Below are 17,757 nucleotides of genomic sequence, written 5' to 3'. Positions count from 1 at the left end.
AAAATTATTAGGGAAACGTTTACGGTCTCTCCTGAGTTAGGTTTTGTATTAGTTTAAGTGCTTCATTATAAATTACTTCCCAGTTACAATCATAATTACTGTTATAATCGCCTGGACAATCTTGGTCGGCTCCAACGAATATTTTTGATCCTACTAGGTTTTCCCTACAATAAGCTGTGGTAAAAGATTTAACCCAGTCAGGATACAAGTCATATCGAGAATGAATAACTCCTGGCTTATCTGCTATCCATGAAGAAAATAGAAGCCCACCACTCAGAGGTTCAATACCACCATCTATGGCTTGATGCCACCAAATTACTGTTTCATAAGTTGTCGCACCAATGGCAGAGTACGTAGGAATACTAGATGGAATCAGGTTTTTTATCTGCTCCTCGACAGCCCTGTCTCTGTCAATATTTACACTTGTTACATCTGAAGAATATTCTTGACCAGGAATTGATGACCAGCCATCAAAAACTATCCCCAAGTTTTTAAACTCTTCATAAAGTTTTTTGATGATATTTGCCAGTCCTTCAACCTGAGATAACCATACTCGATTACTGGTACGAAATTGAATACCTATTATTGGAAAACACTTTTGTTTTGCTTCTTTAACTTGTTCTAGGAAACCAGGAGAGCATTTAGTTCGTGATACCTGGATAATTTTATTAATTAATTCTTGCTTCATATATGAACCAACTACCCTCAAAGCCAGATATTTATTATCTACTATTGTTTTAAAAGCGTCAAAAACAGCTTTAACTTGAATAACATTATTATTCTGTAGAACTTCAGGGAAAATATCTCTAGCACTAAAGTAGTCACCAGAGCCAATCAAAAATTTCTCTACTACTTTTTGAATTTGATCATGGTGCTGGATTATATCAATTCCGCCTAGTTCATTCCAAACATAATGACCAATGTTAAAATACAACCCAATTACATTGACTAATGGCTTGAGATGAGTATTCAAAATGTAAGATTTTACGGGCTGGTAATAGCTAACTATAAAACTCTTTAGTTTATTGATTGTTTCATCTAACTTCGCAGTCTGTATGGCTGCCACAAAAACTATGATTTTCTCTATTCCCGGTATGTAAATGGCAGTCTTTTCATTACCCAAACCGCCAATAATTAAATAAAATACTTTTTCTCCCACAAAGCGATAGCAAAAAGCTTGCAGATCGTGATGACCTATTTCCCAATAATTTACTAAAAATGAATGATTTGAGCGTAATATTTTCCCACTAAATGGACTAACTGTATAAACATAGCCTGTGGTTAATAAACTCTGTTGGTGGCTAGCAACAGGATAAATTTCATCATTATTATTTGTGAAATCACTGGTCGATGAAGATATTGAATCACTAAAATAATTAATATATTTATCTTCGAGTCGTATATCCTCTTTTTTTATTAATTCTAAGTTATTAATAGACAGGCCTTCTTGCTCCAGAATAAATCGCTCAGAATCTGTCAATGAAAACAGATTAATTACTTCATAATTACTTGTTTGACTAAAGTGCGTGTATGCAGACTCTAAGCTGATTTCTATTTGTTGTAAATTTTGAGGCTCTTCCTTGAGTATATCTGTTTGATTTATTTCATGCCATATTGTGTCGTACAAAGGATTAGGCAGGCATAAAATATCGGGAATTTTTTGGTTAATATCTGCTTTTTGCAACTCTAAAGTAATTGGGTTATAACAAGAATAACCTAAATTATGAATACTCTGAAATAAATCATCAGTTTGTTCTTGATTAAAATTTATAAACCATTCTACAAACAAAGCTGGTTTTGCAACATCAATAATCGGCTTGAGAGTTTTAATAACTTCCTTGTCATAACCTTCACAATCGATTTTAATAAAACTCAGTCTCTTTAGTATGTTGTCATACTCTTGACCAAACTGAGCCTGTAAAAAAGTCGCTAAATTAACTCCTTTAATTGGAATTACCCTAACATTAGGATTGGTAGTCTTCCACCCAAACAAGTCATCATAGCCACCATTACAACACTCTGAATCACCATAGGTAAATTCGTAGGTACCCTCTTTTTCCATAATGGCTAGATCGAAAATTTCAATATTTAGGGAATTTCTGTTAAGGTACTGGTTGAATTTGAGGATTTCATAAACGTAAGGATTTGGTTCAAAAGCCAGAACCATTCCAGTGGAACCTGTAAGGAGAGCCATTGGTAATGCAGTATCCCCAGAGTGAGCGCCAATGTCTATTGCAATCGTTCCTGGTAGGATATATTGACCCCATCTTTCTGTTTTGAGGCAATATAAAGCACCTGCTGCCCAATCTCGACTTATTTCGTTGGGATGATTCCACTCTGCATAAATAAATTGACCATAGTTACAGTGAGTATCTTTAACTTCTATTTTTTCAATTTTTCTTATGGAGGGTTTTTGCTGATAAGCTTCAATATCTTTCTGTAAATCAGTTTGATAGATTAAATTCAGTTCTATCCAGTTTACAGCAAAGAATAGACCAGTAGCCCAGAAACGAATTTCTAAATCTTGCTCTTTAAAATCTATAAAAAATTCATGTTCGGCTTGATGATTATTGTAAACATTCTCCTGATATATCACCAGACCTTTATTCACTGCCACATCAAACTTAAACCAAACCTTCCCAGAATTGCTACCTTCTTGGCTTACACTATAATCTGAGTTTCCCAGGTATAACTTAACTCGATATAAACCAGGCGGCAAGCTGACATAAGGTCCGTAGCAAATTTGCCCAGAATTTCCAGTCTGGTTAACTAGCTGTTGACCAGTGTGTGTTTGAAGAAGCTGTCCTGAAATTAAAGTATAATCTTCTGGGTTGATTTGGAAAGTCTTTATCCCATCCAAGTTGCTTAAAAAACATTTCTTGCTGGTGAATTCTGGGTAAATATTTACTAGCTGTCGCCATTGTGCAATAGCTTCTACCATATTCCCCCTTTCGGCCAAAGTATCACAAACTTTGAGCAGATTTTGAATCCCTTTTTCTAGTTGAATTTTCACTTGTTTTGCTTCATTATTAAGCAGATTGAGTTGAGTCTCAATTTGTTGAAAATCCCCCCCAATTTTAGCCATCAGTGCTGTCTGCCTAGGTTGAAGAAAATGTCGATACTTGTAGATATTTTTTCTTAAAAATTCCGGCACATCTTTACCGTCTATGTCTCTGACATCGAAATAAAACTCTCCTGATGATTCCATCTCCAAACTGGGTCTACATACGTCATATTTGATTTTTTCAATGCCTCTTGCTTGTGAATCATCACCTTCCTTATGGGCAAAACTTTGCAATTTGTACCGACGGGATAATTCTGAACCAAACCAACTAAATGACCAGCCACTCTTAAGTAGGTATGGATGTTCAAAATACTGGTTGCTATTGATGTATCCCGAACGCTTGTAAGCAGGATCGCCCATGTCTAACCCTGTGTTTATTTTGTCTGAATACCTAACTTTAGTGTAAGTTCTAACTTTATAATCTTTATATTTACAAGCAACAGTTCCGCACCACCACTCACTGAAGAGATTATCTAAATGACCGTGATACAAATCTTGAACAAATATGACGAATTCATGATCTTTCAGTAATTCAATAGCTTCACTCACTTTTTCATTTCTGGGAATTTCATCACAGTCATTAACTAGGATGATATCTTCATCTTTGCAGTCAAGACAATTTAATACCCTACTTATACAGTTTTTTTGGTGAACGTCAAGAGGCCATGCTTGCAGATGAACCGGTTGACTGTAGTCAATTTCAGGCATATCATCAACAACATAGTGAATGATTTTATCCTGATACTCAGCAAACTCATGGCTGAATTCTTGGTAATAAAGTGGTTTGGGGTTGCCACTAAATGTTTTTGTGGCTTCTACTAAAATAAACTTATCGACAACATCCTTGAGTTCTTCTATCCTAATCCTGAGAACATCTAATTCATTAAAAAAGGCAAAACAATCATAAATTTGAGGGCGTTTTTGATTAGCTTTTATATTATTGGGATTTAACTTAAAAGCCTTGTGGTAACAGAGGCTGGCCTCTGTGGCATTTCCTTGAGATGCTAGTGCTTCTCCTAAGTTATAGTAAGATTCGTCAGAGTTGGGACTCAATTCAAGAGAATGACGTAAAGTATCGATCGCGCCTTCTAAATTCCCCTGTTTAATTAATAATTCCCCTAAGCGATAATGAGCTTGCACATCATCAGGATTTAACTCAGTAAGGCGGCGATAAGGAGCGATCGCCTCTTCCCACTGCTCTTGTTTCACCAATGCTTCCCCTAACTGCAACCAGACTTCAAAGTTATCTGGCTGTATCTGTAGGAGCTTGCGGTATGCTGGCACATCATCAGGATTTAACTCAATCGCTCGACGGTAAGACGCGATCGCCCCTTCCAAATCCAACTGAGTTCGCTGTTGCAGCAATTCCCCCAGTTTATACTGAATCCAATCCGCCTCTGGCTCAAGCTCACTGGCGCGCCGGTAAGCCGCGATCGCCTCATCCAACTGACCCATTTTTGCTAAGCAATTACCTAGCCCCACGTAAGTCCCAAAATGTTGGGGATTAAGTTCGATCGCCTTACCGAAGGCTATAGCCGATTCTTCCCACTGTTCCTGTTGAGCTAGGGCATCCCCTAAGTGATGGTAACTCCAAGAAAAATCTGGTTTAAGTTCTATGGCGCGACGAAAAGCTGCGGTCGCTTCCTCAAATTGACATACTTTTGCTAGAGATTCCCCTAAATTGTGGTGAGACCAAGAGTAGTCAGGATTTAGCTCAATCGCACGGCGGTAGGCGGCGATCGCGTCTTCTAGTTTTCCCTCTTGCAGAAATTGATTGCCTTTGTCCCACTCAGTCACAGCCATTTGCTCGTTCATTTTGCCAAGTTACTTGAAAGTTATTAATATTATGTTTAGACCCAGCAGCTTTGCTGAATTTATAACCATTTGCTGAATTTATAACCATAGCAATCCTCGCATCATTTGTGAAATTTCTCTCTTACCCCCGGACCTTAGTAAGGTCCGGGTTGGGGTGGGGTAAAAACTTTACGACTCCTGCAAGGATTGCTATATCGACTTTTGTATCATACATCCTTGATTATTGTCAACATATCGTTAACTCGCTTGAGGTCTGGTATAATTGGGACGGTAACGGCTGGAGTCCACTAGGGGCGATCGGCAAAACTTGTTCCATGTAGTAAAATGAGGTGCAAAAGTCTGAATCGCGACGGTCATGGGCAAAGTAGCCCTAATACCTAAATTTACTGAAGCACAGATTATTTTATACAATACAAAAAAGTGATTTAATTATGGAAGCAAAATATCCGACAGCTAGTGATTGGTATAAAGCTCATCGCCGGGAGTTAAAAAAATATCGGGGCGAGTGGATAGCTTACAATCATCAGGGGATAATTAGTCACGATCGCGATTATGACAAAATGAAGAGTGGTATCGATCCAAGCTGGTCAAGCTTAGATTATGTAATTGAGCGTATATTTGAAAGCGAGTTTGTAGAACCTATCCGCTTTTATCCTGTGAGAATGAGGACATTAAAAGCTCACGATTGGCAACCTAAGTATGAGTTAATAATGAAGTCTCAGAACGCAGTAAAAGTGAAAATACTTGTTGATTCGGGCGCTGAACTCAGTTTAATTACCAAGAAATTAGGGAGGGATTTAGGCTGTGCTAAGGCGGAAGGAGAAATTAATAATAAAGCAGAAGGAGTAGGTGGCAGTATTGAATATCTATTACGACAGGTAGAAATGGAGTTGGATGGTCATATTTTCACCGCGCCTGTAGCTTGGGCACAAACAGATTTTTGTGAGGAGATTCTTTTAGGTAGGGAGGTAGTGTTTGACTTGTTTGATATAGAATTTAAGCAAGCTGACGAGACGATTATTTTTAAGCGACGAACATAGTGAACTGTTTTATTAATGAGTCCAGTGCTTTACTCTAATTCACAAGGCTGTGAGTCAATAGCATGGGTATGCGATCGCCTCTTCTAGTTTTCCCTCTTGTCGCAAATTATTTCATAAATGCAACGATAATTCTCAGTTATCAAGTTAAACCTGCAAAAAATAGAGCCTTAATCGAATTTAGGGAACACTTGAGCGAATGTCAAGTCAACTAGCAAAACTTGATTGCAGTGTATCCACAGATATATTAAACCGAGTAAGCACCAACATCATCTAAAAAATTCGAGGTAATTATATGAAAAAAGCAGTAATTTGTGGTATATCCGGCCAAGACGGAGCTTATTTAGCGAAATTGCTCCTCGAAAAAGGCTACTCAGTCTGTGGCACATCACGAGATGCGCAAATGTCAACCTTCAACAACCTCACGCGCTTAGGCATCCGCGACTCAGTAAAGCTAGAATCGATGTCCCTCAACGATTTTCGCAGCGTTTTGCAAGTCCTGAGCAAAATTCAGCCAGATGAGGTGTACAATCTAGCTGGTCAGACTTCCGTAGGGCTGTCCTTCGAGCAACCAGTGGAAACCCTAGAAAGCATTGCCACCGGGACACTGAATCTCCTAGAGGCCATCCGTTTTACAGGAGGAAAAATAAAACTATATAATGCCAGTTCTAGCGAATCCTTTGGCGACACTGGAGGCAAAGCAGCCGAGGAAAGCACCCCATTTCACCCTAGAAGTCCCTATGCAGTTGCCAAAGCAACAGCATTTTGGGAAGTCGCCAATTATCGAGAAGCTTACGATTTGTTTGCTTGTTCTGGTATCCTATTTAATCATGAATCTCCTCTGAGACCAGCCAGGTTTGTGACCCAAAAAATTGTATCAGTAGCTTGCCGGATTGCGGCGGGTAGTCCAGAAAAGCTGCAATTGGGTAATATTTCTGTACAGCGGGACTGGGGTTGGGCACCCGAATACGTGGAAGCAATGTATCTGATGTTGCAGCAGTCAGAACCCGATGATTATGTAATTGCTACTGGGGAGAGCCATGCCTTAAAAGAATTTGTTGCTCAAGCCTTTGCCACTTTGGGATTAGACTGGGAGGAACATACAGTCATAGATACCAGTTTGTACAGACCGACAGAAATTGCACTAGGCAAAGGCAACCCCGCTAAGGCGAAGGAAAAGTTAGGTTGGCAGGCAAAATATAAGATGCACGATGTAGTAAAAATGATGGTGGAGGCAAAGCAGGATAAATTATAAGCAATTTTAAAAATAGAAAAATCCCAGGTTTATCGTCGCTAATTTTACTCTGCTTGGGGATCATTTATGCGAAAATTAGCTTGACTTGCAGATTAACTGAAGGTGAGGTGTTTAATGTGGCAGCATAAAGATATCGGCTTAAGGACGATGGCGAGCTAGAAAATTATTTGTTTATGTGGTAAAGAGTAGGTCTTTTTCAACAACAGAAATATTCTTGAACAGGTGACAAAATTTGGCTAGCTTTTCGTCATAAATTCATCATAAAAAAGAGAAAACCTCGATACCAATATCTTAGTTAACCCAGCAGAATGGAAAGAATTAATACCTCGCAGCATTAATGGCAAGACAGCGCTCACCATCCATTAGTAACAGACTGATTGCAAAGCTATGATTACAAAATCGGGTTTTAATATAGAGAAAACGACCATTAAGCATCAGCCATTGATTGTCAATGACGAGCCAAGCTTAACCAATCCAGTTTCGCAAATGGCTACCGAGGCCCAGTGCCGATCGGACGCCTTCTACTATTGGTGTCAGGAAACTCGTCTGCCGCATCCTCCCATCTTTCATCGCAAGCTATGGGAATATGCCTATATCCTCCAATGTTTATCAGAGACGGGGATGATGTCACCAGGGAGGCGCGGACTGGGTTTTGGCGTGGGCCAGGAACCGCTAGTAGCTGTCATGGCTGCGCGAGGCTGCTCCGTGGTGGCCACAGACTTAGATTCAGAGGAGGCGACGAAGCAGGGATGGGCGGGTACGGGTCAATATGCAGCCACGCTAGAAGCGCTTAACGATCGCGGCATCTGCCCCCCGGAACGATTCGCCTCCAATGTAACTTACCGGGTCGCTGACATGAATAAAATAGATGCGGATTTGGTCGGCTTCGATTTTGTCTATTCGTCTTGCGCTTTTGAACACGTTGGCTCGATCGAGCTGGGGTTGCAATTTGTCAAAAATAGCATTAAGTGCCTGCGTCCAGGGGGAATCGCAGTACACACCACTGAATTCAACGTTCTTTCTAATGACGAGACGATCGACTACCAACAGACTGTACTCTTTAGACGGCAGGACATCGATCGGCTGGCCCTAGATTTAGCAACCGAGGGACACGAAATTGTCCTCAACTACAACGTCGGCAGTGGCCCATTCGATCGTCACATAGACGTACCGCCCTGGTCGGGGATACACTTAAAGCTTCAGTTAGAACAATATGTCACAACATCCTTGGGGCTGCTCATTAAGAAGGCTTCATAGATTAAATCGTTGTTCAATCCTATTCAGACATTTTTACTAACCAAAAAGCAATACGAATGTTAAATAATAAACTAAATAATTCTTTGGGTGTTAATTTAGTCGGTCATATAACGGGTGATTTTGGGCTGGCGGAAGCCGCCCGAGGAAATCTCAGAGCTCTAGAAGCAGCCAGAATTCCCTTTGCAGTTAAGGATCTGAAAATAGATTGGTTACCCAACTCCGATACCAGCTACAAAAAGTTTTCCGACAACAATCCATATCCAATCAATATAGTCCAAACTAACCCAAATTGGATCGAGCAGATTTTAGCAGGATACTTTCCCGGCATAGGTTCTGAATATTTCAAAGGCAAATACAATATAGGTGTCTGGTTGTGGGAATTGCCAGTTTTTCCTAGTGAGTGGCAATGGGCCTTTGATTTATTTGATGAAATCTGGACTACCAGTAATTTTTGTGCAGAAGCATTTGCGGCTGTCTCCAAAGTTCCTGTACTCAAAATTCCTGTGAGCCTTGCCTTTCCACAACCATTATTAACTAGAGAAAACCTCAACTTACCCAAAGATAAGTTTATTTTTCTATTCATGTTTGATTTTGGCAGTTCCTTTGAACGGAAAAATCCCTTTGCCACTGTTGAGGCATTTAAACGAGCTTTTGGTAAATCAAATCAAGATGTTTTGCTCGTTCTCAAATTTGCCAATGCTCATCTTTTCCCGGAACGGCGACAGGAATTAATTGATTTGGCTGAAGGTTGGTCATCCCTTCAGTTTATAGACGGACATTTGCAAAAAGCAGAGATTCATGCTTTGGTTAATAGTTGTGATTGTTATGTATCTCTGCATCGGGCTGAAGGATTCGGTTTAACCATGTCAGAAGCCATGTACTACGGCAAACCAGTAATCGCCACAGCCTATTCATCTAATATGGAATTTATGAATGTTGGCAATAGTTTTCCGGTTAAATACCAACTGGTGACAACAACAGAAGATTATGGAGCTTACCCTAAAGGTAGCGTCTGGGCGGAACCAGATATAGATCATGCTGCGTCTCTAATGAAGTCTGTATTTGAAAATTATCAGGAAGCTCAGAAAGTAGGAAAAATAGCATCTCAAGAAATTCGGTCTTTATTAAGCCCTAAAACCGTAGGTGTAAAAATCAAAAATCGCCTGGAATTCATCATGGCCAACCTCAATCAATCCCAATTATCAAATCGGTTCCATGAGCTTCAGGCAGAAAGAGATTTATTAGCTCGTCAAGCCCAAGCTTGGAGGCAGACAGCATTACAAATGCAAACAGAACTCAAACACTTGCCGTTTCATCATCATTAGTAAAAAAGTACAAAATTCGCTATGTTGCAGAAAACACAAAATTCTAATTTAGGCATCAATGTTGCAGGTCACGCTAGTGGCGAATTTGGCATTGGAGAAGGCATGAGAGGCACTCTGAGAGGACTCGAAGCCGTAGGCATTCCCTTTACCATCAGGGATATTAAAGTAGATTGGCACAGAAATCTCGATTCTACCTACACTAATTTCTCTGACGAGCAACCCTATGCTATCAACCTCGTTCATACACCACCTATCGGTGGAGTAATGGAAAGTTTAGGTTCAGATTATTTTCAAGGTCGATACAACATTGGTTACTGGGCTTGGGAACTGCCATTGTTTCCCCCTGGTTGGCTATATGCTTTTTATTCATTTGATGAAATATGGACTCCCAGCAATTACTCTGCTGAAGCCATTTCAGCGGTATCACCGATTCCCGTGGTCAAGGTTCCACACAGCATTTATCTTCCAGAAACATCCTTGGGTAGAGAAGCTTTAGGCTTGCCGAAAGACAAGTTTATTTTTCTGTTTTTATTCGACTATCACAGTCGGCTGAGTCGTAAAAATCCTCTAGGCACAATCGAAGCATTTAAACGAGCTTTTGGGAAATCAAACAAGGATGTCTTACTCCTTATCAAGTCTTCTAATGGGAAGTTTCATCCTGAACTGCAAGAGCAAATTTTGTCGCACACAGAGGGTTGGTCGTCAATTCAATTTATAGAAGAGCATTTGCATAAAGAAGAGCTTCATGCCTTAATTGACAATTGTAACTGCTATGTTTCCTTGCATCGCGCGGAAGGGTTTGGCCTGACGATGGCGGAAGCGATGTTTTATGGCAAACCAGTAATTGCCACTGCTCACTCGGCTAATATGGAATTTATGAATGTCGGTAATAGTTTTTTGGTCAAATACGATATGGTGACAATTATTGAAGACGATGGGCCATATTTTAAAGGAAATGTCTGGGCCCAACCCGATTTAGATCATGCGGCATCCTTAATGCAGTATGTCTTTGACAACTATCAGGAAGCAGAGCAAGTAGGAGCTAGAGCAGCCCGTGAAATTAGGTCTTTGCTGAGTCCACAAACTGTTGGTAGCAAAATTAAAATTCGTCTGGAAGACATTATGAGCAGGATAAATCATCCTACACGATCGACTCGCCTCCGTAAGATTCAAACAGAAACAGGTTTATATCAATCCCAAGTCCAAGTATGGAGGCAAACAGCACTGCAAATTCAAACGGAACTAGAGCGGTGTCAAAGGCTAGGTTCGATTAAGTAGTAGAATTGATCCGGTTTTCCAGAATAGTAAAAATGTTAGATGGAGATTAAAACTGGCTATGATAAGTGAAGGACTAAATTATTCTTTTGGAATCAATGTTGTCGGTCATGTGACAGGGGAATTTGGACTCGGAGGTGGCGTCAGGGGTACTCTCCGAGCCATAGAAGCAGCAGACATCCCCTTCGCAATCAAGGATCTGAGGGAAGATACGCAGCGAAACTTAGATTCTAGTTACACAAATTTCTCTGAAGATAACCCATATCCCATCAACCTCATCCATACCAACCCTCACAAATCATTACTGGACTTAATTAATCCTGCATATTTTAAAAATCGGTATAACATTGGATTCTGGGCATGGGAATTGCCAAAGTTTCCTGATTTTGGGCGGTTTGCCTTTGATATATTTGATGAGGTTTGGACTTACAGTAATTACACGGCTGAAGCCATAGCAGAAGTATCGCCTATTCCTGTTCTTAAGCTACCACCTAGCATTTCTATCCCTCCAAATTCATTGAGCCGAGAAGTCTTGGGATTACCCGAAGACAAGTTTATTTTTTTGTTTATGTTTGACATTGGGAGCGGCTTTGAACGAAAAAATCCCTTGGCTACTATTGAGGCATTTAAACGAGCTTTTGGGAAGTCTAATGATGATGTTTTACTGATCGTTAAGTATCGACCCCATCCACTGTTTCTCCATCTGCAAGCACAACTAAAAGCGCAAGCCGAGGACTGGCCATCTATTCAGTTTATAGAAGGGGATTTAAAGAAAGAAGAACTCCACGCCTTAGTTGACAATTGTAACTGCTATGTGTCCCTACATCGGGCTGAAGGATTTGGTTTGACGATGGCGGAAGCGATGTACTACGGCAAGCCGACTATCGCCACGGCCTACTCGTCTAATATCGAATTTATGAATGTTGGCAATAGTTTTCCAGTTAAGTATGAACTGGTGAAAACAACTCAAGATTATGGGCTTTATCCAAAAGGAAGTACCTGGGCGGAACCAGATATCGATCATGCTGGCTCCTTAATGCAGTATGTGTTTCAGAATTATTCGCAAGCACAGCAAGTAGGAGCGAGAGCAGCCTCCGAGATTAGATCTTTATTGAGTCCGCAGGCGGTGGGAAAAAAAATAAGAAGTCGCCTTGAATATATTACAAGGACAATAGAAGAGAAAAGCTGTTTTGAATCCCAAGCTCAAGCTTGGAAGCAAGCAGCGTTGCAAGCTCAGGTGGAACTAGATCGCTCAAAGATTTAACGGCAAAACACTCAGGAAGAGTCCCGTTACATGTAAATAATTCTAACAGTCCTCTGCTCGCATACAGCAGATGAAGAAACAGTAAGAGTTATTGGGATTGTCGTTGAGTTTTTCACTGCTGATAAACTCGTTTTTGAAATGCTCCATACTTGATGTTTCAATTGACCTTGATAGATCGATCACTCCCTTGCTCTGAATAATTTTGAAGTTGTGCTTCTCCAAAAGTTCACACAAATCTTCATAGTAGTATTCTATCTTGTGTTCTGGATGGATATAACTATTAGGAAACTGTAACTGGGTAGCTCGTCTGTTGGGGGTGTCTAGTGCCAGCTTACCACCCGGTTTTAATAACTTGTAGGCTTTTGAAAAAACTTTTTCAGCATCTTCAGAGGTGATGTGTTCTATTGATTCTCCAGACCAAATTAGGTCAAAACTACCTTCCTGAAAACAGTCTAAGTCAGTCATACTTCCATACACATATTCAATGTCACAGGTTTCGTATTTAACTTGTTTTGGCCATTCAGGCCCGGGAAACATCATTTTGTCGGGATGAAAATCTAAAATGTAGAGCTTTTGTGGCACATGAGGATAGCCAAAACTTAGCAAAGCACCTCTTGGGTCGCTTGAGGAATAACCGCCTAAGTCTAATATAACTTGAGCTGGTGGAACGAGTTGTTTTACCATTTCCATTCTGGCGTTGTGAAGCTTTTCATTAATTTGGTTTTCGCTTTCTTCACCTGAAATGCGTTTGTAAAATTCGCTTGACTTAATCATCGTTTGTACTACGTTTGCTCGACTCACACCAGCCTTTAGCAAACCTAACCAACCTTCTAACCCCTCTGGATCGGCTTCCCGTTCAAATATGACCCAATAAGCCATCCATAGATAGCTTTTGTCGCTTTTCGCATGAGTGGATAAAGTTTTTTGAATGGCTGCTTCCAGATGCTTTGCTGCTTCGGGGTTCATGATGGTTCTTTTGATAGGTATGAGTGTATTTTAATGGACTTTTTTAAGCATCAACCTGGAAAATACAGGCTAGTTTGCGATCGCGACTCGCTTGAATATCTCTAATTTATGGTTACAAAGGCAAAGCCATCAGGTCAAGATGTATTCTGTCAAAATTAACCTTTTCGGCTAGTCTTTGCCAGAAATCCATCACAAATGTCGTGTCAGGAGCTTCCGTAATTTTTCCGACTTCTTCAATGATAAACAAGCGATAATTATACTGTGTCAGTTGTTTTAAATACCCTTCACCAACAGCATAGGGATGAAACTCAGTAAAAATAATAGGTCGGTGTTTATTGATTATCCTCTCCATGCCGCGCAGCGCAATAGGTTCATGCCCTTCTATATCCATTTTAATTACATTAATTTCTTTTTCTGATTGCAGCAATTCATCAAGTATCACTGATTGCACTAATTGATAATTTACAGATTGCTCAGATAACTCGACAACCCAACCATTAGATCCTGATGTCATTAATCTGAAAATTTGTTGAGAATCTGAAACTGCAAAGGGATAAACTGTAATATTCTTAAACTGATTTTCAACGATACTTGCATATAGCAGTTGTCTATTGTATTGGTTGGGTTCAAAAGATATTACTTTCCCCTCATTTTTAACAATGCTTGCTGCTAGGAGAGTGAAATAGCCTATGTTAGCTCCCAGATCGAGAAAAACATCGCCTGATTTTAAGTGTTTAACAATAGCATCAGTCACATGAGGTTCATAGCCTCTGGTACTAATAATTGTTTGACCAACGGCAGTGTCATTAGTCATTGCATAGATTTTAAAATTTTCCAGTTCGATTAATACTTGACTTTCTGTACTTGCAAAGCTCTGCGTGCCTGCTGGTAAGCGGTGTTGAAATTCATTAGACTCAATCATCTTTGCAATTAAAATAGGTCTAGTCCATCCTTCTTTTAGCTGGTTTAAAAACATAGCTATTCCCTCTGGATCGGCTTCGCGTTCAAAGATTACTTGATATGCCATCCATAGATAACTCTTATCACTTTTAGCATGAGTGGATAAAGTCTTTTGGATGGATTCTTCTAGGCGCTGAGCTTCTTCAGGGTTCATGGTAATTCCTCTACTCTCTATCAATTGATTTGATTGCTTCTAGTGGTAACTGGGAGGTTTGAGCCTGCACAAACTTATAAAATACAGGCTCAATTGCACATAAAATTAGAAAATCTTGGGTTCCAACTCTAAGGCGTGACGGTAACAAGAACTCGCTTCATCTATTTGCCCTTTCTTCGTCAAAACTTCACCCAAATTATAGTGGAACCAAGAGAAATCAGGTTTTAATTCAATGGCGCGGCGATAACAAGCGATCGCCCCCTCCAAATCTCCTTGATGTCTGAGCATATCCGCTAAATTGTTCTGGATATAAGGATCGTCAGGTTTTAACTCGATCGCGCGACGGTAACAGTTCATTGCTTCCTCACGCTGACCTTTTGCACTCAAAGCATCCCCTAACAATTGGTAAGGTTTATACTGATTTGGTTGAACCTCAATAGCGCGGCGGTAACAGTTTATCGCCCGATCCATATCATTCTTTTGCGAGAATAGCAACCCCAACTGCAATTGTGCTTCACCGCATTCGGGGTTAACCTGCAACGCCATCTGATAAAAGACGATCGCCCCATCAACCCAATTCTGCCGCACCAAAGCATTCGCCAACTCCACATACAGCCCCGCATCACTCGGCGCAATCTCCAAAGCCTTATGATAAAGTTGCACATCATCAGGATTCTCTGCGATCGCCCTTCGATACAAACCCATCGCATCCTGCAAATCCCACTGCGATCGCATCCTCAAAGCATCAGCCAACTTCTGCGAAATCCACGGCAAATCCGGCTGAATTTCCACCGCACAGCGATAAGCAACGATCGACTCATCCCACCGTTCCAACTTCTCAAAAGCCGTCCCCATGTTGTAATAAGTCCACGCAAAATCGCGATTCAACTCGGCGGCGCGCCGGTAAACAGCGATCGCCTCATCCCACCGTTCCATTTCCAACAGCACATCACCCAACTTGCTGTGGGACCAGAAGAAACTCGGATTCAGTTCATTAGCCCGCTGATACGCAGCCACAGCCTCATCCCAGCGTTCCAATTTCACCAAAGCTTCGGCTAAATTGTTGTGCGCCCAAAAATGGTCAGGATTAAGTTCGATCGACCTTCGGTAAGCAGCAATCGCCTCATCCCAACGTTCCAATTTAATCAGCGCATCGGCCAAATAATTGTGAGACCAACTAAAATCAGGATTTAATTCTGTTGCTTTCCGGTAAGAATTTACAGCTTCTTCCCACCGTTCCAACTTCAGCAACACATCCGCTAAATTGTTATGAGACCAGCTAAAATCAGGATTTAATTCGATCGCCTTCCGATAAGCATCAACAGACTCATCCCACCGTTCCAACTTCACCAAACACTCAGCTAAATTGTTGTGAGACCAAGAAAGTCCGGGATTACTTCTAATAGCATTTTTGTAAGCATCTACCGCCGCTTCCCACTGTTCTTGAGCCTTGAGAATTTCCCCCAATTCGTGATAAGCAGCACCTGCATTTGGGTTCAACTCAACAGCGCGTCGGTAACAATCAATGCCCTGATTTACCTTACCTTGCTCGATCAAAGTTTTCGCTAAATTTTCCAAATCCTCAGCGGTGCCAGACTTAGGATCGATCGCAAAAGCTCGATACCAACACTCGGCCGCCTCCTGGGACTTCCCTAACTGCGTCAACAGCTTGGCAAAATTGCGGAAAGCACCGGCAAAATCTGGCTTCAGGGCGATCGCCTTTTCGTAGGCAGAAACCGCTTGCTGCCACTGTTCCTGTTGGGCACAAATGCTACCATAATTAGCATAAGCTTCCGCAAAATTCGGATTAATTTCTATTGCCTTAACATAGCAAGTTTTAGCATCATCTATTTTGCCACCAGCTTGCAAGGCATTACCCAACATTTTATATAGAGGCGCATCCGGCTTAATTTGTAGCGCTTTTTTGCAAGCCGAAATTGCCTGTTCCAATTTCCCCTGAGCAAAATAGCCTTCTGCCAGTATTTTATATGCTTCTGGGTCTTCGGTACTAATTCCCCCATTCACAGGTGGCTGAACTTGTTGTTTAATTTGTTGTTTAATTTGCTCAGGTATTTGTTGCAATATTTCTTTCGGTAGTTTTCGCAATATTTGTTCAGGTATTTGTTGTTGAACCTGTGGTTGTGGAACCTGTGGTTGTGGAACTTGTGGCGGTACTTGTTGCTGAACTTGTGGCGACTTAACAGCACCATTTGTCCCATTTGCCCCAGCCAAAGTCTGCTCTCCCTCGCTACCATTTCTCGCATGAGCAGCGTTCAATTCGATCGCCCTACGATAATATACAGTCGCTTCTTCCAACTTGCCTTGTTTTTTCAGCGCCTCACCCAAACTTTGGTAAGCCGTCGCCAAATTCGGGTCCAACTTAATTGCCCGATCGTAACAGGCGATCGCCTCCGGCAACCTTTCCTGGCGAAAAAAAGCATCGCCCATGTTCAAATGTTCCGACGGTTTGGCCTTTTGTGGTTCCAAAGAAAATGCCCGATACCAGCATTCCTGAGCTTCCGCCGGCTTACCAACTTCCCCAAATACTTTTGCTAAATTCCGGTATACTCCTGCGAAATTCGGCTTAATCGCGATCGCCTTTTGATAAAATGCGATCGCCTCCTGCCACTTTTGTTGCTGAGCACAAATGCTACCCAAATTGGCGTAAACCTCGGCAAAATTCGGTTCAATTTCAATAGCCTTGGCGTACCAGTGTCGTGCCTCTTCGATGCGGCCTTGAGCCTGTAGCGCGTTGCCCAAAGTCTTGTAAGCCGGTGCAAAATTGGGGTGAATCTTCAAAGCTTGCTCGCAGGAGGCGATAGCTTCTTCCAATTTCCCTTGGGATAAATAGGTTTCTCCCTGTTGGTTAAAATGAACGGCTGTGGATTCTGTGTTGACTGTCGTTGACATAGGGGTGGTGGCAACCGAGGCAGGAATTAACTAAGGTCTTCAAAACGCAAAACGATTATAGCCCGTCTTGACACCAAATCTAGCAATCTTGTTCCAGCAATGTTAAGTTTTTTTGATGGATACATTAGGTGTCCACCTAGGATCTAATGTGGGTGAGGGTTTTACCCCTAATCTGCCCTACCCACACACCATCGACATCAACCCGCCGAACCCCATCCGATCGATAGTCCCAATTAATCGCATCTTGGGAAAGATATACATTGAGATGTGGTAGGGCGGGGGCGGGTTGATTAAGTTTGTTTGTTTTTTACCTATATTATTCGTAAAACCCGCCCCTACCAGGAATTTTATGGTTGATTTTTTCGTACATTCCGTGGGGCGGGGGCGGGTTGATTAAGTTTGTTTGTTTTTTACCTATATTATTCGTAAAACCCGCCCCTACCAGGAATTTTATGGTTGATTTTTTCGTACATTC

Annotated in this window: 10 protein-coding genes; 6 read left to right on the top strand and 4 right to left on the bottom strand. The window is 41.2% G+C overall.

What is annotated here, in order from left to right; all coding sequences use genetic code 11:
• Window positions 1-19: 19 nt before the first annotated feature.
• Window positions 20-4,879, bottom strand: coding sequence for an FkbM family methyltransferase (locus AAFP14_RS23500; protein WP_341734605.1), 4,860 nt, complete (start codon window positions 4,877-4,879; stop codon window positions 20-22).
• Between the two features lie 431 nt (window positions 4,880-5,310).
• Between AAFP14_RS23500 and AAFP14_RS23495 the strand changes: the two genes are divergently transcribed.
• The 6 genes from AAFP14_RS23495 to AAFP14_RS23470 all read left to right on the top strand — a co-directional run bounded on the left by AAFP14_RS23495 (window position 5,311) and on the right by AAFP14_RS23470 (window position 12,292).
• Window positions 5,311-5,919, top strand: a complete 609-nt coding sequence (locus AAFP14_RS23495; protein ID WP_341734604.1) for an aspartyl protease family protein — start codon at window positions 5,311-5,313, stop codon at window positions 5,917-5,919.
• A gap of 292 nt (window positions 5,920-6,211) precedes the next feature.
• Window positions 6,212-7,171, top strand: coding sequence for a GDP-mannose 4,6-dehydratase (locus tag AAFP14_RS23490; RefSeq protein ID WP_341734603.1), 960 nt, complete (start codon window positions 6,212-6,214; stop codon window positions 7,169-7,171).
• A gap of 486 nt (window positions 7,172-7,657) precedes the next feature.
• Window positions 7,658-8,428, top strand: coding sequence for a class I SAM-dependent methyltransferase (locus tag AAFP14_RS23485; RefSeq protein ID WP_341734602.1), 771 nt, complete (start codon window positions 7,658-7,660; stop codon window positions 8,426-8,428).
• Window positions 8,429-8,484: 56 nt separating this feature from the next.
• Window positions 8,485-9,753: a glycosyltransferase family 4 protein gene (locus AAFP14_RS23480; protein WP_341734601.1), complete on the top strand. Its 1,269-nt coding sequence runs from the start codon at window positions 8,485-8,487 to the stop codon at window positions 9,751-9,753.
• A 21-nt stretch (window positions 9,754-9,774) separates the two neighbouring features.
• Window positions 9,775-11,031 (top strand): glycosyltransferase, encoded by a 1,257-nt coding sequence (locus tag AAFP14_RS23475; protein WP_341734600.1) that lies wholly within the window; start codon window positions 9,775-9,777, stop codon window positions 11,029-11,031.
• A gap of 58 nt (window positions 11,032-11,089) precedes the next feature.
• Entirely contained in the window at window positions 11,090-12,292 is a 1,203-nt protein-coding gene (locus AAFP14_RS23470) for a glycosyltransferase family 4 protein (RefSeq protein ID WP_341734599.1), read from the top strand.
• A gap of 42 nt (window positions 12,293-12,334) precedes the next feature.
• On the opposite strand, the gene AAFP14_RS23465 is transcribed toward AAFP14_RS23470, so the two are convergent.
• The 3 genes from AAFP14_RS23465 to AAFP14_RS23455 form a co-directional block, all read right to left on the bottom strand.
• Entirely contained in the window at window positions 12,335-13,258 is a 924-nt protein-coding gene (locus AAFP14_RS23465) for a methyltransferase domain-containing protein (protein ID WP_341734598.1), read from the bottom strand.
• A gap of 112 nt (window positions 13,259-13,370) precedes the next feature.
• The gene (locus AAFP14_RS23460) at window positions 13,371-14,372 is read right to left on the bottom strand and encodes an FkbM family methyltransferase (RefSeq protein WP_341734597.1); all 1,002 of its coding nucleotides are present in this window, start codon (window positions 14,370-14,372) and stop codon (window positions 13,371-13,373) included.
• 105 nt (window positions 14,373-14,477) lie between these two features.
• On the bottom strand, window positions 14,478-17,282 hold the full coding sequence (locus AAFP14_RS23455) for a tetratricopeptide repeat protein (RefSeq protein WP_341734596.1): 2,805 nt from the start codon (window positions 17,280-17,282) through the stop codon (window positions 14,478-14,480).
• Between the last annotated feature and the right edge of the window lie 475 nt (window positions 17,283-17,757).

The organism is Microcoleus sp. EPA2, from assembly GCA_020882975.1.
In the GTDB taxonomy this organism is placed as follows: Bacteria; Cyanobacteriota; Cyanobacteriia; order Cyanobacteriales; family Microcoleaceae; genus Microcoleus.
This window is presented reverse-complemented; position numbering and strand designations above follow the sequence as displayed.

What these genes read in the sequence shown, in the direction of transcription:
- AAFP14_RS23500 (WP_341734605.1), bottom strand. Translation starts at nt 4,879, where the DNA reads ATGAACGAGCAAATGGCTGTGACTGAGTGGGACAAAGGCAATCAATTT.
- AAFP14_RS23495 (WP_341734604.1), top strand. Translation starts at nt 5,311, where the DNA reads ATGGAAGCAAAATATCCGACAGCTAGTGATTGGTATAAAGCTCATCGC.
- AAFP14_RS23490 (WP_341734603.1), top strand. Translation starts at nt 6,212, where the DNA reads ATGAAAAAAGCAGTAATTTGTGGTATATCCGGCCAAGACGGAGCTTAT.
- AAFP14_RS23485 (WP_341734602.1), top strand. Translation starts at nt 7,658, where the DNA reads ATGGCTACCGAGGCCCAGTGCCGATCGGACGCCTTCTACTATTGGTGT.
- AAFP14_RS23480 (WP_341734601.1), top strand. Translation starts at nt 8,485, where the DNA reads ATGTTAAATAATAAACTAAATAATTCTTTGGGTGTTAATTTAGTCGGT.
- AAFP14_RS23475 (WP_341734600.1), top strand. Translation starts at nt 9,775, where the DNA reads ATGTTGCAGAAAACACAAAATTCTAATTTAGGCATCAATGTTGCAGGT.
- AAFP14_RS23470 (WP_341734599.1), top strand. Translation starts at nt 11,090, where the DNA reads ATGATAAGTGAAGGACTAAATTATTCTTTTGGAATCAATGTTGTCGGT.
- AAFP14_RS23465 (WP_341734598.1), bottom strand. Translation starts at nt 13,258, where the DNA reads ATGAACCCCGAAGCAGCAAAGCATCTGGAAGCAGCCATTCAAAAAACT.
- AAFP14_RS23460 (WP_341734597.1), bottom strand. Translation starts at nt 14,372, where the DNA reads ATGAACCCTGAAGAAGCTCAGCGCCTAGAAGAATCCATCCAAAAGACT.
- AAFP14_RS23455 (WP_341734596.1), bottom strand. Translation starts at nt 17,282, where the DNA reads ATGTCAACGACAGTCAACACAGAATCCACAGCCGTTCATTTTAACCAA.